Annotated in this window: 21 protein-coding genes; 13 read left to right on the top strand and 8 right to left on the bottom strand. The window is 72.8% G+C overall.

From position 1 onward, the window contains the following. Positions 1-984: 984 nt before the first annotated feature. Positions 985-1,437: a hypothetical protein gene (locus GA0070213_RS09475; RefSeq protein WP_091060864.1), complete on the bottom strand. Its 453-nt coding sequence runs from the start codon at positions 1,435-1,437 to the stop codon at positions 985-987. Between the two features lie 101 nt (positions 1,438-1,538). After that, positions 1,539-1,751, bottom strand: a complete 213-nt coding sequence (locus tag GA0070213_RS09470) for an acyl-CoA carboxylase subunit epsilon (RefSeq protein WP_091060860.1) — start codon at positions 1,749-1,751, stop codon at positions 1,539-1,541. A 91-nt stretch (positions 1,752-1,842) separates the two neighbouring features. Here GA0070213_RS09470 and GA0070213_RS09465 point away from each other — a divergent pair, with 91 nt between their 5' ends. Both GA0070213_RS09465 and GA0070213_RS09460 read left to right on the top strand, forming a co-directional pair. Continuing rightward, a complete protein-coding gene (locus GA0070213_RS09465) occupies positions 1,843-3,852 on the top strand; it encodes a serine/threonine-protein kinase (protein WP_091060856.1) in 2,010 nt (669 codons plus the stop codon). An 87-nt stretch (positions 3,853-3,939) separates the two neighbouring features. Continuing rightward, complete coding sequence (locus tag GA0070213_RS09460) at positions 3,940-4,155, top strand: hypothetical protein (protein WP_091060854.1); 216 nt, start codon at positions 3,940-3,942, stop codon at positions 4,153-4,155. 72 nt (positions 4,156-4,227) lie between these two features. On the opposite strand, the gene GA0070213_RS09455 is transcribed toward GA0070213_RS09460, so the two are convergent. Both GA0070213_RS09455 and GA0070213_RS09450 read right to left on the bottom strand, forming a co-directional pair. Further along, the gene (locus tag GA0070213_RS09455; protein ID WP_091060851.1) at positions 4,228-4,980 is read right to left on the bottom strand and encodes a GH25 family lysozyme; all 753 of its coding nucleotides are present in this window, start codon (positions 4,978-4,980) and stop codon (positions 4,228-4,230) included. A gap of 93 nt (positions 4,981-5,073) precedes the next feature. Next, positions 5,074-5,634 carry a Uma2 family endonuclease gene (locus GA0070213_RS09450; RefSeq protein ID WP_091060848.1) on the bottom strand — a complete coding sequence of 187 codons (561 nt, stop codon included), beginning with the start codon at positions 5,632-5,634 and terminating at the stop codon, positions 5,074-5,076. 99 nt (positions 5,635-5,733) lie between these two features. Here GA0070213_RS09450 and GA0070213_RS09445 point away from each other — a divergent pair, with 99 nt between their 5' ends. Together GA0070213_RS09445 and GA0070213_RS09440 are read left to right on the top strand one after the other, a co-directional pair. Beyond that, the gene (locus GA0070213_RS09445; RefSeq protein ID WP_091060844.1) at positions 5,734-6,477 is read left to right on the top strand and encodes a M50 family metallopeptidase; all 744 of its coding nucleotides are present in this window, start codon (positions 5,734-5,736) and stop codon (positions 6,475-6,477) included. Positions 6,478-6,696: 219 nt separating this feature from the next. Next, positions 6,697-7,059: a hypothetical protein gene (locus GA0070213_RS09440; RefSeq protein ID WP_217628600.1), complete on the top strand. Its 363-nt coding sequence runs from the start codon at positions 6,697-6,699 to the stop codon at positions 7,057-7,059. Positions 7,060-7,288: 229 nt separating this feature from the next. On the opposite strand, the gene GA0070213_RS09435 is transcribed toward GA0070213_RS09440, so the two are convergent. Together GA0070213_RS09435 and GA0070213_RS09430 are read right to left on the bottom strand one after the other, a co-directional pair. After that, positions 7,289-8,929, bottom strand: a complete 1,641-nt coding sequence (locus GA0070213_RS09435; RefSeq protein WP_091060839.1) for a sensor histidine kinase — start codon at positions 8,927-8,929, stop codon at positions 7,289-7,291. After that, a complete protein-coding gene (locus tag GA0070213_RS09430; RefSeq protein WP_091060836.1) occupies positions 8,926-9,615 on the bottom strand; it encodes a response regulator transcription factor in 690 nt (229 codons plus the stop codon). The genes GA0070213_RS09435 and GA0070213_RS09430 overlap by 4 nt, the downstream gene beginning before the upstream one ends. Positions 9,616-9,787: 172 nt before the next feature. Here GA0070213_RS09430 and GA0070213_RS09425 point away from each other — a divergent pair, with 172 nt between their 5' ends. From GA0070213_RS09425 to GA0070213_RS09395, 7 genes are read left to right on the top strand one after another with little or no spacing between them, the layout of a single operon-like run. Next, positions 9,788-10,354 carry a hypothetical protein gene (locus GA0070213_RS09425; RefSeq protein WP_217628599.1) on the top strand — a complete coding sequence of 189 codons (567 nt, stop codon included), beginning with the start codon at positions 9,788-9,790 and terminating at the stop codon, positions 10,352-10,354. A 38-nt stretch (positions 10,355-10,392) separates the two neighbouring features. Beyond that, positions 10,393-11,514: a peptidoglycan-binding protein gene (locus GA0070213_RS09420; protein WP_245716324.1), complete on the top strand. Its 1,122-nt coding sequence runs from the start codon at positions 10,393-10,395 to the stop codon at positions 11,512-11,514. Continuing rightward, positions 11,511-12,197 carry an ABC transporter ATP-binding protein gene (locus GA0070213_RS09415; RefSeq protein WP_091060832.1) on the top strand — a complete coding sequence of 229 codons (687 nt, stop codon included), beginning with the start codon at positions 11,511-11,513 and terminating at the stop codon, positions 12,195-12,197. The genes GA0070213_RS09420 and GA0070213_RS09415 overlap by 4 nt, the downstream gene beginning before the upstream one ends. Then, the gene (locus tag GA0070213_RS09410) at positions 12,194-13,387 is read left to right on the top strand and encodes an ABC transporter permease (protein WP_091060828.1); all 1,194 of its coding nucleotides are present in this window, start codon (positions 12,194-12,196) and stop codon (positions 13,385-13,387) included. Before GA0070213_RS09415 ends, GA0070213_RS09410 begins: the two co-directional genes overlap by 4 nt. A 49-nt stretch (positions 13,388-13,436) precedes the next feature. Further along, the gene (locus GA0070213_RS09405; RefSeq protein WP_091060825.1) at positions 13,437-14,420 is read left to right on the top strand and encodes a ketopantoate reductase family protein; all 984 of its coding nucleotides are present in this window, start codon (positions 13,437-13,439) and stop codon (positions 14,418-14,420) included. 55 nt (positions 14,421-14,475) lie between these two features. Continuing rightward, on the top strand, positions 14,476-14,979 hold the full coding sequence (locus GA0070213_RS09400) for an RNA polymerase sigma factor (RefSeq protein ID WP_091060821.1): 504 nt from the start codon (positions 14,476-14,478) through the stop codon (positions 14,977-14,979). Further along, positions 14,972-15,838 (top strand): hypothetical protein, encoded by an 867-nt coding sequence (locus tag GA0070213_RS09395; RefSeq protein ID WP_091060818.1) that lies wholly within the window; start codon positions 14,972-14,974, stop codon positions 15,836-15,838. Before GA0070213_RS09400 ends, GA0070213_RS09395 begins: the two co-directional genes overlap by 8 nt. Positions 15,839-15,904: 66 nt before the next feature. Here GA0070213_RS09395 and GA0070213_RS09390 read toward each other — a convergent pair whose 3' ends face one another. Further along, positions 15,905-17,488, bottom strand: coding sequence for an acyl-CoA carboxylase subunit beta (locus GA0070213_RS09390; RefSeq protein ID WP_091060815.1), 1,584 nt, complete (start codon positions 17,486-17,488; stop codon positions 15,905-15,907). 72 nt (positions 17,489-17,560) lie between these two features. On the opposite strand from GA0070213_RS09390, the gene GA0070213_RS09385 reads away from it, so the two are divergent. Then, the gene (locus GA0070213_RS09385) at positions 17,561-18,436 is read left to right on the top strand and encodes a biotin--[acetyl-CoA-carboxylase] ligase (RefSeq protein ID WP_091060812.1); all 876 of its coding nucleotides are present in this window, start codon (positions 17,561-17,563) and stop codon (positions 18,434-18,436) included. A gap of 139 nt (positions 18,437-18,575) precedes the next feature. Then, positions 18,576-19,145 carry a PH domain-containing protein gene (locus GA0070213_RS09380; RefSeq protein WP_091060808.1) on the top strand — a complete coding sequence of 190 codons (570 nt, stop codon included), beginning with the start codon at positions 18,576-18,578 and terminating at the stop codon, positions 19,143-19,145. Between the two features lie 16 nt (positions 19,146-19,161). Here GA0070213_RS09380 and GA0070213_RS09375 read toward each other — a convergent pair whose 3' ends face one another. Further along, the gene (locus tag GA0070213_RS09375; RefSeq protein WP_091060805.1) at positions 19,162-19,860 is read right to left on the bottom strand and encodes a GtrA family protein; all 699 of its coding nucleotides are present in this window, start codon (positions 19,858-19,860) and stop codon (positions 19,162-19,164) included. Positions 19,861-19,890 lie beyond the last annotated feature (30 nt).

Below are 19,890 nucleotides of genomic sequence, written 5' to 3'. Positions count from 1 at the left end.
CGATGAGGCCTCCGAATGGCGCTGAGCGGGACGGGTTTCCAGGAGTAACCGGACCTCCACTGACGGCCCCACGAGTCGGCTCGCCGGGTTGGATGGGTTTCGTCGTCGGAGCAGGCCCAAGCGATCGCGTCGACGGAGGGAGTAGCGGGCTGGCTCCTACTGTTGATGGCCCACCGGAGACGGCCGTTGGAGTTACCGGCATGGCTGGCGGCGGTGGTGGGTTCAGAGCAGCGCCCGCACCCCCGAGGATCGGGCCAGCGCCAGGCGTTGGACCTGCTGGATGTATTCGTGCTGCTGTACGCGAGTCAGTTGGCTTGCCGGCAGGCATGGTCGAGATCGGGATGGGGACAACCGGAGGGATCATTGGTGCAGGACTATCACCTCCGGTGCGCACCTCATCCATTCTTGGAACTGATCTTGGGGGCGGTTGGCGGAGCATGACCTGGGCGAGCTGGAGTTCGCCACTCAGCCCTGTCATCAACCCGCGCGCCCGAACGTTCAACTGCTCCAGGTCGGCGTCCGTGACCGGTGGCCGTTCCGGCAGCCGGCTGCCCGCCACCGCCTTCGGGTCGGCGATCGTCGCCTCGTACGCCCGCTTCTGCCCCAGCTTGGCCGCGTACTCGTCGTAGAGCGGCTGCAGCTCGGCGCGGGCGCTGCCGATGGCCCGCGCGGCGGCGGCGAGCGCGTCGTAGTTCGCGGCGGCCGCGTCGTGGGTGCGTTGCACCCGGTCGATGAGCTGGTCGAGTTCGCCGACGTACGCCCGCGCGGCGGCGTTGGTCTCGGGCGGCCACGCCTCGGCGAGCCCGCGACGGTATTCCCGCAGCCGGCTGAGGTGCGCCAGGGCGAGGTCGCACACCTTGCGCCAGCCGGCGACCTGCTTCCACTGGCCGGCGGTGTCCTGGTCGTGCAGGCAGGCCCACATGCTGAGCACGTCCATCAGCCGCCAGTCGGTGAGCCCGGAGGTGCGTCCGCCGCCCCGTTCGATCACGGCAGGACCACCCGCCCCTGGTCAGGGCCGGTGGGGTCGGCCAGTGGTGGGGTGGGACGTGCGACGGTGGTGGTGGGGGCGGACAGCGCGCGTTCGACGTCGGCGACGCGGGCGGAGGAGAAGGCGTCCGCATCGTCGTAGTGGGCGGCGATGCGACCGGCGGCGTCGGCGAGCCGGCCGGTGGCGGGTGCCAGGTCCCAGACGGCGCTGACCGCGGCCTTCTGCGTCTCGTGGTGGGCCTGGAGGAACTGGACCAGCTCGATGAAGGCGTCGGCCGGGTTGGGCACCGGGGCCTTCATGTCGTCGGCGATGTAGGACAGGTGGGGTGCGTAGTTGCGGGTGACCTCGTCCTGGAGTCGGTCGGCGAACTCCCTCATCTGTCGGATGTCGGCCTCGATGCCGCCGTAGTCGCGCAGCCAGCCGGCTGGCCGGTTGTCCTCCGGGATCATCGGACCTCCCTGCCCGTCACCGCACGGTTTCCCTGAGTGAGGTTAATGGCTCCGCGCGGATCCCGGCAGCCCCAGCCCGGCTCGCGTACGCGGGGAAGGTTTCAGCGGGGAAGGCCGGAGGCGCGCCACGCGCCGGGACCGGCGGTGGACATCGCGCCGGCCGGGCGGGTGCCGCGCGCCCAGCGGGACACGGCGGGCGGCGCGGCGGCGGCGACGGGCCGGGTGCGGACCACGATCGCGCCGACCAGAGCGGCCAGCTCCTCGGCGGTGGGCACGCCACGGACGACCCGGAACATCGGCTCTTCGGCAGACATGGGCCCAGGGTACGCGTCGCGAACTCGACCTTCGGCATACAGTGGCGTGCCGGCGGTGTGCGCGTCGGAGCGGCCGGGTACCGTTTCTGCGATGTCGAACGCACTTCCCCAACTCGTCGCTGACCGATACCGGCTCCTCACGCCGCTCGGTCAGGGCGGCATGGGCCGCGTCTGGAAGGCGCGGGACGAGGTGCTGCACCGCGACGTCGCCATCAAGGAGTTGGTCCCGCCACCCGGCCTGACCCCCGACGAGCGCCGTGAGATGCGGGAACGTTCGCTGCGTGAGGCGCGGGCCATCGCCCGGCTCAACAACGTCAACGTGGTCCGCATCTTCGACGTGCTGCGCACCGACGGCGACCCGTGGATCGTCATGGAATACGTCGCGTCGAAGTCGTTGCAGGACACGATCGCCGAGGACGGCCCGGTCTCGGTGGCCAAGGCGGTCGAGATCGGCCTCGGCGTGCTGGGCGCGCTGAAGGCCGCGCACAAGGCCGGCATCATGCACCGCGACGTCAAGCCGGGCAACGTGCTGCTCGGCGAGGACGGCCGGGTGGTGCTCACCGACTTCGGCCTGGCGACCATCCCCGGCGACCCGAACGTGACCCGCACCGGCATGGTGCTGGGCTCACCCGCCTACATCTCGCCGGAGCGGGCGCGGGACGGCACGGCCGGGCCGGAGGCCGACCTGTGGTCGTTGGGCGCCACGCTCTACGCCGCGGTCGAGGGCAAGTCGCCCTACGCGCGCCCGTCGGCGATCGCCACGCTGGCCGCCCTCGCCACCGAGCCGATGCCGCCGCCACGCAACGCCGGGCCGCTCAAGCCGCTGCTCCAGGGCCTGCTGCGCAAGGACCCGGACGAGCGGATCACCGCCGAGGTGGCGGAGCGCATGCTGCGCAAGGCCGCCGGTCGGCGGGCCAAGGGCATCTCGCTGCTGGACGGCGTACGCCGGCCGGGGCCGAACGGTCCGCGCGCGCCGCGACCGCCGCTGGTGCCGGCGCCGCGTCCGGCCGACGACCAGGTGCAACCGGCGGCCACCGGGGCTTCCGGGGTCGCGGCCACCGGGGGTACGGCGGCGGCCGCCGATCCGACCGCGAAGGTGCCGGCGCCCACGTCCGACGCGGGCCCGACCGCGAAGGTGGCGCCTCCGGTCGCCGAGCCGACGACCAAGCTCGACGCCGACCCGCCGGTCGACGAGACCCGCGTGGACGACGACGCCCCGGCGCTCGACGAGACCCGGCTCGACGGTGAGCCGGTCCCGGCCGCTCCGGCGCAGCGCTCGGCTCCGGTGCCGGTCAGTCCGGCCCCGTCCGACTCCGCGCCGGTCAGTCCCGCGCCGGTCAGCGCGGCTCCCGTCAGCCCCGCCTCCTCGACCGGCCGGGCGACGGTCCTGCCGGGTGCCAAGACGGCGCCGAACCGGCGCAACCTGCTGATCGGCGCGCTGGTGCTGGTGCTGCTGGTCGGTCTGGTGGTGGCGGTGCCGCTGCTGAACGGCGGCGACGACGACGGCGGCCAGCCGACGGGCGGTTCCTCGGTGGCGTCGGCGGGCCCGCCCGCGCCGACCGCCAGCGCCTCGCCGAGCGCGGCGGCCTCGTCGGCCAGCCCGTCGGCCAGTCCGTCGCCGTCGGCGAGCCCGTCACCGACCGGGTTCGTGCTGCCGGCCGGCTGGAAGTACTACACCGGCTCGAACGGCTTCAAGGTGCCGATCCCGAACGGCTGGAAGGCGAAGCCGAGCGGGAACCAGGTCGTGCTCTACGAGAACGGCGGCGCCAACCGGGTGCTGTTCATGCAGTGGACGCCCAGCCCGCAGAAGGACGCCTACGCGGACTGGAAGGACCAGGAGCCGAACCGGCGGAACTACGTCCGGAACTACGAGTACGTCAACATCACCCGGTGCAACGGCTACTACCGCACCTGCGCCGACTGGGACTGGCTGGAGACGCGCAGCGGCAACGTGCGCTTCCATGTGCGTAACCGGGGTGTGGCGACGGCCACCAACCGGGGTTACGCGCTGCGCTGGGAGGTTCCGGCGAAGGACTGGCAGGCCAACCTGGCCAACTTCGACATCATCACCAAGGGCTTCGTGCCCGACCGCAGCAACTGACTCTGGGAGTCCCGCCGTCGCGAAACTGGTTCGCATGACTTTCCGTAGTCGGGGGTATGAATACCCCGACGACGAAGGAGGTGCGACATGGGTTACCGACACAGGGACACCGGCCCCCGGCTGGCACTGTGGATGCTGGTCGCGCTCGGCGACGCCGTCCTGCTGATGGTCGCCGCCGGCCTGTCCGCGCCGGTCGCGGTCCTCGGTGTGCTCACCCTGACCGTCGCCGGGGTCGCGGCGTGGCGTTGGATTCGCCGACCCGCGACCGTGCCCATGGCGACCGCCGCGCGACGCCGGGCCTGACCGCAAACAAGACGGTACGAACGGCAGCGGGACCGCCCCACGTCGAGGCGATCCCGCTGCCGTTCGCGTCCGTCAGGTGTTGTTGGCCAGGGCGATCAGCCGGGTCCGGTCGCCGTTCCAGTAGTTGCGGTCGACGTTGCCGCTGATCCCGGAGACGCTGCCGGTGCTGGTGTACTGCCAGAAGCTCCACACCGAGGCGCCGGCCGGAAGGGCGCCCGGCGTGCTGGACCAGCGGGCGAGCCAGAGCGGGTGGTTGGCCCACGGGCCGGTCCAGCTGCCGGTGCACTGGTTCCACCAGCTCGTCGTGGTGTAGATGACCGCGTAGCGGCCGGTGCGGGAGCGGTAGGTGTTGAGGAAGTCCTGGATCCAGTTGCGCATGCCGGTGGTGCTCAGGCCGTAGCAGTAGCCGCCGCTGTACGGGTTGGCCTCGATGTCCAGCGCGGCGGGCAGCGTGCGGCTGTCGGCCGACCAGGCGCCGCCGTTGCTGGCCAGGTAGTTGGCCTGGGTGGAGCCGGCGGAGATGTTCGGTCGGGCAAAGTGGTATGCCCCCCGGATGACCCCGGCGTTGTAGGCGTTCACGTAGTTCGTGTTGAAGTTCGCGTCCTTGAAGCTGGTGCCCTCGGTGGCCTTGATGAAGGCGAACTGGATGCCGGCGTTGCGCGCGCTGGTCCAGTTGATGCTGCCCTGGTAGCGGGAGACGTCGACGCCGGGGGTGGTCGCGGCGGCGGCCGGCCCGGCGGTCGCCACGAGGGCCGCGGCCGCGGTGGCGGCGACGGTCAGGCCGGCGGCGAGCAGCCGGCGTACGGAGAGTCTGGTACGGGCCATGGTGTGCCTCCAGAGGACGTCAACTGATTGACGCCCATCTTTGGAGGTTACTGCCCTAGATCACAATAGGGTGCAAGGAAACTTTCATTTACGTCAGCGGAGGTCGCCCGGATCGATCGCCCAGCGGAACGGCTCCGTCACGCTCAGCGTCTCGCCGGCCTTCGCCACGCGGTCCTCGACGTAGTGCCCTCCGTCGAGCCGGTACAGCCGCAGCGAGTGGGTGTCCCCGTCCTGCTCGACCAGGAGGTAGAACGGGATGCGGGCGATCGCGTAGAGCTGCATCTTGACCAGCCGGTCGGCGGCGGCGTTGCCGGGCGAGACGATTTCGCAGATCAATCGCACCTCGCCCGCTTCGATCACCACGCCTTCGTCGTCGGTGTCGGCGACGACGACGTCGGGGATGACCATGCGGTCGACACCGAGCCGGACGTTGACCGCTTCGAACACCAGCAGCCCGAGCGGTCGGGCAGCTCGGCGCAGGCTGTCCACGAGATTCCAGGACACCAGTTGATGCCGCTTGCTCGGAGCAGGACTCACGATCAGGCTCCCGTCGAGCAGTTCGATGCGGTCGTGGCTGTGGCCCAGTGCGAGATAGTCGGCCTCCGTCCACGGTTCCACCCGTGACCTCGGCGGCTCCCAGGGAGCTGCGCTCACCGACCTCACCTCCGTTCGGGCGCCTCGTCCGATCAGTCTCACACTCTATGAGACACGGCCGGTCGAACGACACGACTCGGGCCGGTAGGCTCCCCGCCCATGCCCCTGATCGACGGCCTCACCACGCTCTGGGACACCCTGCTGAGCGCCCAGCCGGACCCGCCACCGTTGCTGGTGGTGCTCACCGCCGTGGTCGCGCTCGCCGTGGTCGCCACCCGGCTGCCGTGGCGGATCGCCCGCAACGCGGTGACCATCGCGCACGAGGGCGGTCACGCCCTGGTGGCGCTGCTCACCGGGCGCCGGCTGCACGGCATCCGGCTGCACTCGGACACCTCCGGGCTGACGCTCTCGGCCGGCCGTCCCAGCGGCCCCGGCATGATCCTCACGCTGCTCGCCGGCTACGTCGCGCCGTCGCTGCTCGGTCTCGGCGGTGCGTGGCTGCTGGCCGGCAACCGGATCACGCTGCTGCTCTGGCTGGCGGTGGCCCTGCTGCTGGCCATGCTGCTGCTGATCCGCAACCTGTTCGGCGCACTGTCCCTGCTGGTCACCGGCGGCGTCGTGCTCGCCGTCTCCTGGTACACCTCGCCGCAGGTCCAGGCCGCGTTCGCCTGGACCTCGGTCTGGTTCCTGCTGTTCGGTGGCGTGCGGCCGGTCTTCGAGCTGCGACGCCAGCGCAGCCGGGGCCGGATGCCGGAGTCGGACGCCGACCAGCTCGCCCGGCTCACGCCGGTGCCGCCGCTGGGTTGGGTGGGGGTCTTCCTGCTGGTCGCCCTCGGCGCCCTGGTCGCCGGCGGGTGGCTACTCGCCGGCCCGATCCTGGCCGGGGCCGGTATCACCTTCTGAGTCGAGGCGCAGCCCCTTTACCTGGCGATCGGACGAATTCCGGGCCGGCAGAGCGATCTGTACCGGCTGGTCACTCCGCGATTTCTGGATTACTGAGTCGTGACTCAGGGTGGTTTGTCAACTACCTGACGTTGCCGGGTGAAGAAAAGTGTCGATAGGTTCGCGTCACGGGGAGCGAACCAACTCGCTCCGTCACCAACATCCTGAAGGAGGATGGACATGCGAGCATCGACACGGGGGGCGCTCGGGGCGGTCGCGCTGACAGCGACCGTACTGGTCGCGCCGATCGTCACGGCGACCTCGGCCTCGGCGCACGCCGCCTGCGGCAAGACGGTCGGCGACAAGGACAGCAGCAGCTGGCCGAAGTCGGCGGACGCGGCCCGCGAGCGGAGCGGTTCCAGCACCGGGTGTGGCATCAACGGCATCGCCTACAACACGCAGCAGCTGGACTACCACTGCTACACCGTGGGCAACGACGGCTACACCTGGACCTACCTGCGGAACAACTCCACGGGCGTGCAGGGCTGGGTCCGTGACGACCTGCTGAGCGACGGCGGAAGCTTCGTCTACTGCGGCTTCTGACGCCGTCGGCGGCGGAAGGATCCTGATCCGGACCGCTGAGCCCGGCTGACGTCCGCGGCGCGACGGGCTCGACGGACGGTGCGCACCCGCACCGATGCCGCACAGGGATCGGCTCGTTCGTCAATGGCCATGGCCGACCCACAGGAGCGTGGTGCTCACCACGGTGATCTGACAGCGTGAAGACGGCCCGCCGGTTCGCCGGCGGGCCGTCCTGTCGTCGAGGTCGGGCTCACCCCCCGCGCCGGTCGGTCGGGAGCGTGATCGTCATGGTGGTGCCGACGTCGGGCTGGCTCGCCGCCACGATGGTGCCGCCGTGGTTGGTGACGATCTGCCGAGCGATCGCGAGCCCGAGCCCGCTGCCCCCGGACTCCCGCCCCCGGGCGTGATCGGCCCGCCAGAACCGGTCGAAGAGGTGCGGCAGATCCGCCGGGCTGATGCCGGTGCCGGTGTCGGCCACACTGATCGAGGCCTCGCCGCCGGTAGCGCGGACGACCAGGGTGATCGTGCCGCCCGGTCGGCTCGCCGCTGTCGCGTTGCGGATGAGGTTGCCGAGCACCTGCCGCAGCCGGTCGGGATCGCCGCGCACGTGCACCGGACGCGGGGCGTCCACCCGCAACGTGACCCCGGCCGCCTCGGCGAGGGCGGCGTGACTGACCCGACAGGTCTCCGCCAGCTCCGCGAGGTCGAGCCGGACCACGTGCAGGGTCATCGCCCCGGCTTCGGCCATGGCCAGGTCCTGGAGGTCGTCGACGATCCGTTGCTGGAGCAGGGCCTCCTCGTGCAACGAGGCGAGCACCTCGGGCGTGGCCGGCAACACCCCGTCCTTCAGCGCCTCCAGGTAACCGCGCAGGTTGGCCAACGGGGTACGCAGCTCGTGGGCCACGTCGGCGACCATCCGCCGCTGGCGCTCCTCGCTCTGCTGCAGCGAGTCCGCCATCTGGTTGAAGGTGCGGCCCAGCTCGGCGAGCTCGTCGGTGCCGCGTACCCGGACCCGGTCGCCGAGGTCACCGGCGGCCAGCCGGCGGGACGCCCGGGTCAACGCCGCGATGGGCCGCAGCACCCGGCGACTGAGCAGCAACGCGACCACCACCGCCGCGGCCGCCACCACCACCGCCGTCACCGTGATCGAGTCCCCGGCCAGCGTCGGTGGCTCCTCGTCGCGCGCGCCGACGTAGACCTGCACCGGTTGCGGGGCGAAGGCCGCGGTCTGCGCGATGAAGACCCGTTGCAGGCACTCGGCGGAGCGTGCGCCGCCGCTGACGCACGGCCGCAGCAGGCCCTCCATCTGCCCGCTCGTCATGGTGGGACGGAGCTTGGTGGCCCGCTTGCGGCAGTTCACCGACGCCGGGCGGTCCGGATCGGCGGCCACCAGCACGGGCACGCCGAACAGCGGGCGCTCCGCGCGGACCGTCCCACCGCCGGCGGTCAGGCACGCCGCGTCGCGCAGCGCGCGCTGGTACTGCACGATCGCGGTCATCATGTCCTCGGCCAGGCGCGGCACCGAGTCGCCCTCCGGCAACCGGACCACGGGACGCGGGTCCACGAGCGTCGGCGGGCCCGCGGTGTCCCGGGCCGCCCGCCCGGCCAGCAGGTCCGAGTCGGCCAGCACCGCGCCGGTCTCGGTGACCACCCGGATCCGCTCGCCGGTGCGGCCGGCCAGCTCGCGTACCCGGTCCGCCACCCCGTCCCAGGTGCCGAGCCCGCCGTGCCCGGCCAGCGTGGAGGTGATCAGGGCGATGTCGTCCTGGCCGGCGGTGACCGAGGCGGTGAACTCGCGCGACGCCTGCCGCAGCGTGAGCCACGCGGTGGCGGACGTGGCGGTGACCGCGATGAGCATCGTCATCAGCAGCACCCGCAGCCGGAAACTCACCGTGGTTGCTCCGGGATGCGGTAGCCCCGCCCGTAGACGGTCTGCACGTACGCCGGCTCCGCCGGGTCGCGCTCGATCTTGCGGCGCAGGTTCATCACGTGCGCGTCCACCGTCCGCTCCACGATGTAGCGGTCGAAGCCGAAGGCCCGGTCGATGATCTGCGCCCGGGTGAACACGCGGCCCGGCTCGGCGGCCAGCGTGCGGAGGATGCCGAACTCCTTGGCGGTGAGCGGCACGACCCGACCGCCGACCCGGACCTCGAACCGGTCCACGTCGACGACCAGGTCACCGACCCGCAGCACCTCCGCGTCGCTGCCGGCCCGGCCCGCGCGGCGCAGCAGCACCCGGACCCGGGCGGCCAACTCGCGAGGGCTGTAGGGCTTGGTGACGTAGTCGTCGGCGCCCAGGTCCAGGCCGAGCAGCATGTCGTCCTCGGTGCTGCGCGCGGTGAGCAGCATGATCGGGACGTCGGACTCGGCGCGCAGGATCCGGCAGACGTCCAGGCCGTCGACCACCGGCATCATCACGTCCAGGATGACCAGGTCGGGCGGGTTGCCCCGGCACCGCTCCAGGGCGGCCTTGCCGTCCGCCACCACCTGCACGTGGTGGCCCTCGTGCTCCAGGTAGACCCGGAGCAGCTCCGACTGTTTCCGGTCGTCCTCGGCGACCAGTATCCGCGCGACCAACGGTTCCCCCCGTCCGGCAGCAGAACTCCGCCATCATGACCCGTCCGCGCGGCCTGCGGGAACCCCGCCGGGCCGACCCGCACGGTGATCCCACAGCTTCTTGACGAGTTCTTCACAGGCCCCGTCCTAGCCTGTCGACAGCTCAGCCGACCGACCAGAAGGAGATGGCATCGTGCGGGTTCCCACAGCAGTCAGCGCGGCGCTCGGCGCGGCGGCGCTGGTGCTCGTCACCGCGGGGTGCGGCGGCGACGCGAAGGAGCCGTCCATCGCCACCGCGGGAGGCACCCCGTCGGCCGTGGCCAGCGGAGACGCGGTCACCGCCTACGTCGAAGGTGTCCGCAGGTATGTGGCCTGCCTGCGGGAGGAGGGCGTCAAGGTCTCCGACCCGGACGCCAAGGGCCGGATCGAGTTCGGCGGTGACGCCCGGGCGGTGAAGGCCGACCCGAAGTTCCGTACCGCGCAGGTCAAGTGCAACGACCTCAACCCGCCGGTACCGCAGGGGCTGGAGGACAAGCCGGCCCTCACGCCCGAGGAGGTCGAGAAGGCCCGCGAGTACGCGCGGTGCATGCAGACCAAGGGCGCGCCCGACTTCCCCGACCCGGGTCCCGACGGCTACCAGCCCGAGTCCGAGGACGGCAAGCCGCTCTGGAACTCCGGCAGCGCCGGCGCCAAGCGGGCCGCGGCGGCCTGTGGATCGATCGTCGGGGTGCCCGCCACCCCGGGGCCGGGCGTCGGCTGAGCGGGCGCGGTCCGGCGGGTGTGGACGAAGGGGGCACGGTGAGCGGGGTGGACGAGGTGACCGTCGGCGGCCGGCGGCGACGCCGGCGGATGCGTACCTGGCTGGTGGCGGGGGCCGGCACGGCGGTCCTCGCCGTGGCGGCCGCCGCGACCCTGGGACTGGGCACCCGCGGGGACGACCCGCCCCCGCCGGACCCCCGGGCCGGCCGGAGCGTCCCGGTCACCCGGGGCGACCTGGTGGAGTACACGGTTCTCGACGGCACGGTCGGCTACGGCACGGCCACCCCGGTGCGCTCCGAGGCCACCGGGACGGTCACCTGGCTGGCGACGGGCGGGACGGTGGTCAAGCGCGGGCAGAGCCTGCTGCGCGTCGACGAGAAGCCGGTCGTGCTGATGTACGGTCCGCTGCCGATGTACCGGACGCTGGCGGCCCCGCTCGAGGGCCGCGACGTCGAGCAGTTCGAGCGCAACCTGCGTGCGCTCGGCTACTCCGGCTTCACGGTGGACGAGACGTTCTCCTCGGCGACCACGAACGCGGTGAAGCGTTGGCAGCGGGACCTGGGCCGGGAGGAGACCGGACGGGTCGAACCGGGGCAGCTGCTCTACGCGCCGGGCGCGGTGCGCATCGCGCGGCACTCGGTCCGCGTCGGCGCGACCGTACCCGCCGAGGTGTTCACCTGGACCGGCACGAACCGGTTGGTCACCGCGGCCGTGGCGCAGGACGACGCCGCCTGGGCCGTCCCCGGGGCGAAGGTGAGCGTCACGTTGCCGGACGGGCGGTCGGTGCCCGGCACCGTGCGCACCGTGGGGGACGACGCCGCTCCGGCGGCGCCCGCGGCGGAACCGGCCGCGCCCGCGGCCGGCGACGGCGACACCGCTGCCCGGGTGCCGGTGACGGTCCAGGTCGCCGACCAGAAGGCGTTGCAGGCCGGCGACCCGGGCGCGGTCGAGGTACGCCGCGTCGCCAAGGAACGGCGGGGGGTGCTCACGGTGCCGGTCAGCGCGCTGCTCGCCCTCGCCGAGGGCGGGTACGGGCTGGAGGTCGTCGACGGGACGTCCAGCCGGGTGGTGGCCGTCGAGGCCGGCATGTTCGCCGACGGCCGGGTCGAGGTGACCGGCGCCGGCCTGGACGCCGGCGTGAACGTGCGGATCCCGCAGTGAGCGCGCTCGTGGAGTTGCACGGGGTGTCCCGCACGTATCCGGGCGGGGTTACCGCGCTCGCCGGGGTGGACCTGCGGATCGACGCCGGGGAACTGGTCGGGGTCGTCGGCCCGTCCGGGTCCGGCAAGTCGACGATGCTGCACCTGCTCGGCACGCTCGACCGCCCGTCCACCGGGGTGATCCGGATCGACGGGCACGACGTGGCGCGGCTCTCCGACCGGGCGTTGTCCGCGTTGCGGGCCACCACCATCGGCTTCGTCTTCCAACAGTTCCACCTCGCGCCCGGCACCCCGGTGCTGGACAACGTCGCCGACGGCCTGCTCTACGCCGGTGTGCCGATCCGGCAGCGCCGGCGGCGGGCCGGGGACGCGCTGGCGCGGGTGGGCCTGTCGCATCGCCTGGACCATCTGCCGCACGAGCTGTCCGGCGGGGAACGCCAGCGGGTGGCCATCGCCCGGGCGGTCGTCGGGGAACCGGCGCTGCTGCTCGCCGACGAGCCCACCGGCAACCTCGACTCGGTCTCCGGCGGCAGCGTGCTGAAGCTGCTCACCGAGCTGCACGAGGCGGGCACCACGGTCGTGGTGATCACCCACGACCAGGCCGTCGCCGGCCGGCTGCCCCGCCGGGTGGAACTGCTCGACGGCCGCGTGGTGCGCGACGACGTGCCGGTGGCGCAGCGATGAGCCGCGCGCCCCGGCCGGGACGGCTGGCGCTCGGCGACATCGCCCGGCTCGGCGCGGTCGGCCTGCGGTCCCGCCCGCTGCGGGTGTTCCTCTCCGCGCTCGGCATCGCCATCGGGATCGGCGCGATGGTCGCCGTGGTCGGCATCTCCACCTCCAGCCGGGCCGAGCTCGACCGGACCCTGGACCGGCTCGGCACCAACCTGCTGACCGTCACGCCCGGTCGGACCGTCTCCGGCGAGGACGCCAAGCTGCCGGAAGAGGCCACCGCGATGGTCGGCCGGATCGGCCCGGTCGAGTCCGTCGCGGCCACGGGCCAGGTCAAGGGGTACGTCTACCGCAACGACCACGTCCCGATCGGGCAGACCGGCAGCATCTCCGTCCTCGCCGCGCACCAGGACCTGCCGGAGACCGTCGGCGCCACCATGTACACCGGCTCGTGGTTGACGCCGGCCACCCGCGCCTACCCCGCCGTGGTGCTCGGCTCCCGGGCCGCGACCCGGCTGGACCTCGTCACGCCCGGCGTCCGGGTCTGGCTCGCCGGGCGGTGGTTCTCCGTCGTCGGCGTGCTCGACCCGGTGCCGCTCGCGCCCGAACTGGACAGTGCCGCGCTGATCGGGTGGGAGTCCGCCCAGACGTACGCCGGCTTCGACGGGCACCCCACCACAGTCTACGCGCGGGCCACGGAGAGCCAGGTGGCCGCCGTCCGGGCGGTGCTCGGCGCGACGGCCAACCCGCGGGCGCCGAACGAGGTGGCCGTCTCCCGGCCCTCCGACGCGCTCGCCGCGAAACAGGCCACCGACGACGCGTTGACCGCGCTGCTGCTCGGCCTGGGCGCGGTCGCCCTGCTGGTGGGCGGCGTCGGCGTGGCGAACACCATGGTGATCTCGGTGCTGGAGCGGCGTACCGAGATCGGGTTGCGCCGTTCCCTAGGCGCGACCCGGGGGCACATCCGGGCCCAGTTCCTGACCGAGTCGCTGATCCTCGCCGGGATCGGCGGCGGCGGGGGGATCGTGCTCGGCGTGCTCGCCACCGGCGGGTACGCGCTCACCCAGGGCTGGCCCACCGTCGTACCGGCCTGGGCGACCGCCGGTGGCCTCGGCGCGACAGTGCTCATCGGCGCGCTCGCCGGGCTCTACCCGGCGCTGCGGGCGAGTCGGATGGCCCCGGCGCACGCGCTGGCCGGTTCCTGACGCACGCGCCCCCGCGCGGCGCGCGCCCCGGCGGGGCAGAATCGGACGGATGCGATACGTGATCATCGGGGCGGGCGCGGTCGGCGGCACCATCGGCGTACTCCTCGGCGAGGCCGGCCGGGACGTGACGCTCGTGGCCCGCGGCGCGCACCTGGACGCGGTGCGCGAGCGGGGGCTGACGCTGCGGCGCCCGGACGGCACGGTGACCGGCCGGCTGCCGGCGGTGGCCGGGCCGGACGGTCCGCCGTTGCCCGCCGACACCGTGCTGGTGCTCACCGTGAAGTCCCAGGACACGACCGCCGCGCTGGCCGGCTGGGTGGACGCGCCGGTCGAGGGCGGCGGCACGGCCGGCGAGCGGCTGCCTGTCGTGCTCGCGCAGAACGGCGTGGCGAACGAGCCGGCCGCGTTGCGGCTCTTCGCCCGGGTGCACCCGGTGTGCGTGTGGCTGCCCGCCACCCACCTGGAGCCGGGCGTGGTGGTCGCGAACGGGCACCCGCATCCGGGCATGCTGCACCTCGGGCGCTACCCGTCCGGCGCCGACGACACCAGCCGGGCCGTCGCGGCCGACCTGACCGCCGCCGGTTTCGTCGCCCCGGTCCGCGACGACGTGATGCGCTGGAAGTACGGCAAGTTGCTGGCCAACCTCGGCAACGGCCTCCAGGCGCTGCTCGGCCGGGACGTGCCCGAGCACCTGTCGCAGCGGGTACGCGCCGAGGGCGAGGCCGCGCTGGCCGCCGCCGGCATCCCGCACACCACCCGCGAGGAGGAGGCCGCCGAACGCGGCGACCTGGTGGCGCACCGGCCGGTCGACGGCGAGCCCCGCTCCGGCGGCTCCACCTGGCAGAGCCTCGCCCGGGGTGCCGGCTCGGCCGAGGCCGACCACCTCAACGGCGAGGTCGTGCTGCTCGGCCGGCAGCACGGCGTACCCACCCCGGTCAACGCGGCGGTGCAGGCCGGCGTGCGCCGGGCCGTCCGCGACCGGATCCCGGCCGGCGCCTTCGGCGTGGGCGAGCTGGAGAAAATGGTCGGCTGACCGGCAACCCGGACCGTGCCGCCAGGCGTGTCCCTGGCGAACACGGGAGGTGAAAGTGCCCGACAGTGACGACTTCGACGACTTCTACCGGGGCAGCCGGCAACGGCTGCTCGGGTTCGTCTACGTCCTCACCGGCGACCGGGCCGAGGCGCAGGACGCCGTGCAGGAGGCGTACATCCGGGCCTGGCAGCGGTGGTCGACGGTACGTGGCTACGACGACCCGGAGGCCTGGGTGCGGGTGGTGGCCAGCCGGATCGCGGTGAGCCGGTGGCGCAGCCTGCGCAGCCGGGCCCGCGCCTACCTGCGGCACGGTGCGGTGGCCGACGTGCCGGCGCCCAGCACCGAGACGATGGACGTGGTCGCCGCGCTGCGCCGGCTGCCCGAGGCCCAACGCACCGCCATCGCGATGCACTACCTGCTCGGCATGCCGGTCGCCGAGGTGGCCCGGGAGACCGAGGCGCCGGTCGGCACCGTCAAGGCCCGGCTGTCCCGGGGGCGGACCGCGCTCGCCGGGCTGCTCGCCGTGGTGGATCTTCAGGAGGAGGCGGCAGATGCCTGACGACGTCACGCTCGTGGAGGTGCTGCACCGGGACCTGCGGGACGTCCGGTGGGCGGAGCCGGCGGAGCTGCGGGCCACGGCCCGGCGACGCAGCCGGCGTACCGCCGCGGTGGCCGCCGCCTCGGTGGTGCTGGTCGCCGCGCTCGGCGCCACGTTCGTGGACCGGACCGGCGCCTCGCCGCCGCCCGTCGCGGACGTGCCGGGCGGGAACACGGAGATCCCGGTGGAGGCCATGCTGGAGCCGACGGACGTCCCGGTCCGGACCGGCGACACGCTCAGCGACACCGACCTCGACGAGCCGGTCCGGGTCGACGACTTCCTCCAGGTCTGCGCCCGCGCGCAGGGGTTGCCGGCGCAGGAGCCGCGCTCGCGGTACTCGCGATCGCAGACCCTGCTGGAGTCCCCCGCCGTCGATGCCCCCTTGTCCAACCCCGCGGTCGTCCTGACGCAGGACGTCTACCGGATGCGGTCCGCAGCGGCCGGCCGGTTCGTCGGGGACCTGGAGCGGGTCGTCGCGGCCTGCGGCGAGTGGCGGACCACCGGCCAGGTCCCCGGTGACCGGGGATTGGTCACCGATGAGGTCGTGCACAGTTGGACCGTCGCCGCGAGCGGCTTCGCCGGCGACCAGGCGGTGGTGCTGCGGCACACCACCACCGTGCCGCGGCAACCGGCGGACGGCGGCGCGAACTGGTTCGAGGACCGGCTGGTCGTCCGGGTCGGTGACCTCGTGACGGTCCTGGTGCCGGCGGAGCGGCTGCGCCCCGGCATCCCCGACGCCGAGGCGAGTGTGCGGCAGTTGCAGGAGATGGCCCGGGCCGCCGCCCAGCGGATGTGCGTCGCCGCCAACCCGGGCTGCTGAACCCGGCCATGTCAAGAAGGGCCCCCTGCTCTACGCGAGGCGTTGACAGGGGGCCCCTCCTCACACCTACAGCGGGATGTTGCCGTGCTTCTTCGGCGGCAGCGTCTCGCGCTTGGTGCGCAGCACCCGCAGCGCCCGGACGATCTGGGTCCGCGTCTCGTGCGGCGGGATCACCCCGTCGACGTAGCCGCGCTCGGCGGCGATGTACGGGTTGGCGAGCGTGTCCTCGTACTCGGCGATCTTCTCCGCCCGCACCGCCGCCGGGTCCTCGGCGGCGGCCAGGTCGGCGCGGTAGAGGATGTTCACCGCGCCCTGCGCGCCCATCACCGCGATCTGCGCGGTCGGCCAGGCGAAGTTGAGATCCGCGCCGAGGTGCTTGGAGCCCATCACGTCGTAGGCGCCGCCGTACGCCTTGCGGGTGATGACGGTGACCTTCGGGACGGTGGCCTCGGCGTACGCGTAGATGAGCTTGGCGCCGCGGCGGATGATGCCGTCCCACTCCTGCCCGGTGCCGGGGAGGAAGCCCGGTACGTCCACGAAGGTCAGCACCGGCACGTTGAACGCGTCGCAGGTGCGCACGAACCGGGCCGCCTTCTCGGACGCGGCGATGTCGAGCGTGCCGGCGAACTGCATCGGCTGGTTGGCCACCACGCCCACCGGGCGCCCCTCGACCCGGCCGAAGCCGACCACCATGTTCTGCGCGTAGAGCGGCTGCACCTCGAGGAACTCGCCGTCGTCGAGCACGTGCTCGATCACCCGGTGCATGTCGTACGGCTGGTTGGCCGAGTCCGGGATCAGCGTGTCCAGCTCCCGGTCCTCGTCGGTGATCGCCAGCTCGGCCGGCGCGTCGAACACGACCGGCTCGTCCAGGTTGTTCGACGGCAGGTACGACAGCAGCGCCTTCACGTAGGAGATCGCGTCTTCCTCGTCGGTGCCGAGGTAGTGCGCGTTGCCGCTGCGGGCGTTGTGGGTGCGGGCGCCGCCCAGCTCCTCCATGCCGACGTCCTCGCCGGTGACCGTCTTGATCACGTCGGGGCCGGTGATGAACATGTGCGAGGTCTGGTCGACCATCACGGTGAAGTCGGTGACCGCCGGGGAGTAGACCGCGCCACCCGCGCACGGGCCCATGATCAGCGAGATCTGCGGGATGACGCCGCTGGCCCGCACGTTGCGGAAGAAGATCTCGCCGTAGAGGCCGAGCGAGGCGACGCCCTCCTGGATCCGCGCGCCGCCGGAGTCGTTGATGCCGACCACCGGGCAGCCGATCTTCATGGCCAGGTCCATCAGCTTGACGATCTTCTCGCCGAAGACCTCGCCGAGGGAGCCGCCGAAGACGGTGAAGTCCTGCGCGAAGACGCAGACCTGCCGGCCGTCCACGGTGCCGTAGCCGGTCACCACGCCGTCGCCGTACGGGCGGGTGCGCTCCAGCCCGAAGTTGGTGGAGCGGTGCCGGGCGAACTCGTCCAGTTCGACGAAGGAACCCTCGTCGAGGAGCATGTCGATCCGCTCCCGGGCGGTCTTCTTGCCCCGCGCGTGCTGCTTCTCGATCGCACGCGTCGACCCGGCGTGCACCGCCTCGTCGAGCCGTCGCTCCAGGTCCGCCAGCTTGCCGGCGGTCGTGTGGATGTTGATCCCGGTCTCGGTAGTCACCCAGGGAATATAACGATGGTTCAGGCGGGTGACGTTGTGCAGTACGCCTCACCCGAGTCGTAGGCTGGACCGATGCCCGGCTCGCCGTACACCGATCTGGATCGCCCGCCGCTGTCGGCGGCCCGGCTGCGCCGCGCGCTGGTCGCGCCCCACGGGCCCTGGCACCGGTTGGAGCTGGTGGCGGAGACCGGCTCGACGAACGCCGACGTGGTCGCCGCGGCCCGGGCCGGCGAGCCGGAGGGCCTGGTGGTGGTCGCCGAACGGCAGAGCGCCGGCCGGGGGCGGCGGGGCCGGGTCTGGCAGTCGCCGCCGCGCGCCGGCATCGCGGCCAGCGTGCTGCTCCGGCCCGGCGAGGCGGTCGCCGAGCGCGGCTGGTCGCCGGTGCCGGTCACCGGGTACGGCTGGCTGCCGCTGCTCGCCGGCGTCGCGCTGGTCGAGGCGGTACGCCTGCTGGCCGAGCTGGACGCCCGGCTGAAGTGGCCCAACGACCTGCTGGTGGACGGCGCGAAGTGCGCCGGGGTGCTGGCCGAGGTGGTGCCGGGCGACGCCGAGGGTCAGCCGCCCGCGATCGTGGTCGGTGTCGGGCTGAACGTGACAGTGCGCGCCGACGAGCTGCCGGAGAATCCGACCGGCCTGCCGGCCACCTCGCTCCAGCTCGCCGGCGCGACCGCCACCGACCGGGATCCGCTGCTGCGGTCGCTGCTGCGCTCGCTCGCCGACTGGTACGCGCGTTGGCGCGACGCCGGCGGCGACGCGGTGGCCAGCGGGCTGCGCGACGCCTACCTGGCCGGCTGCGCGACGATCGGCCGCCGGGTGCGGGTGCTGCTGCCGGACGGCCGCGAGGTGCACGGCACGGCGACCGGCGTCGACCCGGACGGGCAGCTCCTGGTGGACGCCGACGGCGAGACGCTCCGCCTGGCCGCCGGCGACGTCCTCCACCTGCGGTGAAAGGCGGGGCCCCCGCTTAACGCCTCTGGTAGAGGCGGGGCCCCCTCTTAACACCCGGCAGCCGCCCGCGCGGCCGATGTCGCCGGGGTGCACTGACCGGTTACGGTCAGCGCGTCCGGTTCCCGCGAGGAGGTTCGAAGTGGCGTTCCCCGAAGACGTGCTCACCGAGGACGAGCACGTCGTGCTGCACCTGCACCCGCACTGGAAGGCCCTGATCCGGCCGATCCTGGTGCTGGCGCTCACCGTCGCGGCGGTGGTCGCCGGCTGGCTCCTGCTGCCCGACGGTGACGGCGGCACGATCGCGCTCTACGCCATCGCCGGGCTCGGCGTGGTGCTGGCGTTGTGGTGGGGCCTGTGGCCGTTCCTGGTCTGGCGCACCACGCACTACCTCTTCACGAACGAGCGGGTGCTCCTCCAGGAGGGGGTGTTCTCCCGCAACCGGCGGGACCTGCCCCTGACCCGGATCAACGACCACGCCATGCACCAGCGGTTCGTGGAGCGGATCCTCGGCTGCGGCACGCTGACCATCGAGTCGGCCGGCGAGCGGGGCCAGTCGGTGCTCGCCGACGTGCCGCACGTGGACCGGGTGCAGACGAAGCTCTACGAGCTGGTCGAGGCGCACCACGACAAGCACAGCCTGGGTGACGGCGAGATGCGCGACATCCTGGCCGACATGGCCGAGGGCAAGTCCCTGCGCGACCCGTCCTGACCGGGGATCGGCAGACTCAGCGGCGGGCGCGGCGGGGCCGCAGTTCGGCGGCGAGTTCGGCGTCCAGGTCGGCCCCGAGCGCACCGCCCAGGGCCGCGTCGGCCGGCGCCGCGCGACCCTGCGGCGGGGTGTAGTCGCTCCCGTGGCGGTTCGCGCCCAGGGGCGGCTCCTCCTCCTCCAGCTCGCTGACGGACTCGGCCAGCTCGGCGACCGGGTCCATCTCGGCGACGTTGTCCCACTCGTCCCGGGGGACGGCGTGCCAGGTCTCCTCCGCGTGCTTCGGCACCGGCTGGAAGACGAACGTCCGGTAGGACCAGAAACGGAACAGGGTGGCGAGCAGGACGCCGACGGTCTTCGCCACGTTCAACGCCAGCAGGCCGTGCACGCCCATGCCGTACTTGGCCAGGGCCAGGACGCCGAGTTCGATGATGAGGCCGGCACCGTTGAACAGGAAGAAAAGGATATATTCGCGCCGTAGCGCCGATTTCGGCCGATCACGGTACGTCCAGTGCCGATTCATCAGATACGACGTGATCGTCGCGACGATGGTGGCGATCACGGTCGCCTTGAGCTGACCGTCCCGGAAAACCGTGAGTGCCAGCGCATTGAACACCGCGTAATTGATGACGGTGTTGATGCCGCCGACGATGCCGAATTTGAGCGCCTCGTGGATGAACTTCTGCCAGCGCTCGGGCAGCAGACGGACTCCAGGCATGCGAAACACCTTAGGGCAGTGGGCGGGGCC

It is taken from the genome of Micromonospora humi (genome assembly GCF_900090105.1).
GTDB classification, from domain to species: domain Bacteria; phylum Actinomycetota; class Actinomycetes; order Mycobacteriales; family Micromonosporaceae; genus Micromonospora; species Micromonospora humi.
Note: the sequence above shows the minus strand (reverse complement) of the source record. Positions and strands in the feature narration are given on the sequence as shown.

Bases quoted from the DNA above. Each gene is read 5' to 3' on its own strand.
- GA0070213_RS09475 (WP_091060864.1), bottom strand. From the start codon at position 1,437: ATGATCCCGGAGGACAACCGGCCAGCCGGCTGGCTGCGCGACTACGGC.
- GA0070213_RS09470 (WP_091060860.1), bottom strand. From the start codon at position 1,751: ATGTCTGCCGAAGAGCCGATGTTCCGGGTCGTCCGTGGCGTGCCCACC.
- GA0070213_RS09465 (WP_091060856.1), top strand. From the start codon at position 1,843: ATGTCGAACGCACTTCCCCAACTCGTCGCTGACCGATACCGGCTCCTC.
- GA0070213_RS09460 (WP_091060854.1), top strand. From the start codon at position 3,940: ATGGGTTACCGACACAGGGACACCGGCCCCCGGCTGGCACTGTGGATG.
- GA0070213_RS09455 (WP_091060851.1), bottom strand. From the start codon at position 4,980: ATGGCCCGTACCAGACTCTCCGTACGCCGGCTGCTCGCCGCCGGCCTG.
- GA0070213_RS09445 (WP_091060844.1), top strand. From the start codon at position 5,734: ATGCCCCTGATCGACGGCCTCACCACGCTCTGGGACACCCTGCTGAGC.
- GA0070213_RS09440 (WP_217628600.1), top strand. From the start codon at position 6,697: ATGCGAGCATCGACACGGGGGGCGCTCGGGGCGGTCGCGCTGACAGCG.
- GA0070213_RS09410 (WP_091060828.1), top strand. From the start codon at position 12,194: ATGAGCCGCGCGCCCCGGCCGGGACGGCTGGCGCTCGGCGACATCGCC.
- GA0070213_RS09405 (WP_091060825.1), top strand. From the start codon at position 13,437: ATGCGATACGTGATCATCGGGGCGGGCGCGGTCGGCGGCACCATCGGC.
- GA0070213_RS09395 (WP_091060818.1), top strand. From the start codon at position 14,972: ATGCCTGACGACGTCACGCTCGTGGAGGTGCTGCACCGGGACCTGCGG.
- GA0070213_RS09385 (WP_091060812.1), top strand. From the start codon at position 17,561: ATGCCCGGCTCGCCGTACACCGATCTGGATCGCCCGCCGCTGTCGGCG.
- GA0070213_RS09375 (WP_091060805.1), bottom strand. From the start codon at position 19,860: ATGCCTGGAGTCCGTCTGCTGCCCGAGCGCTGGCAGAAGTTCATCCAC.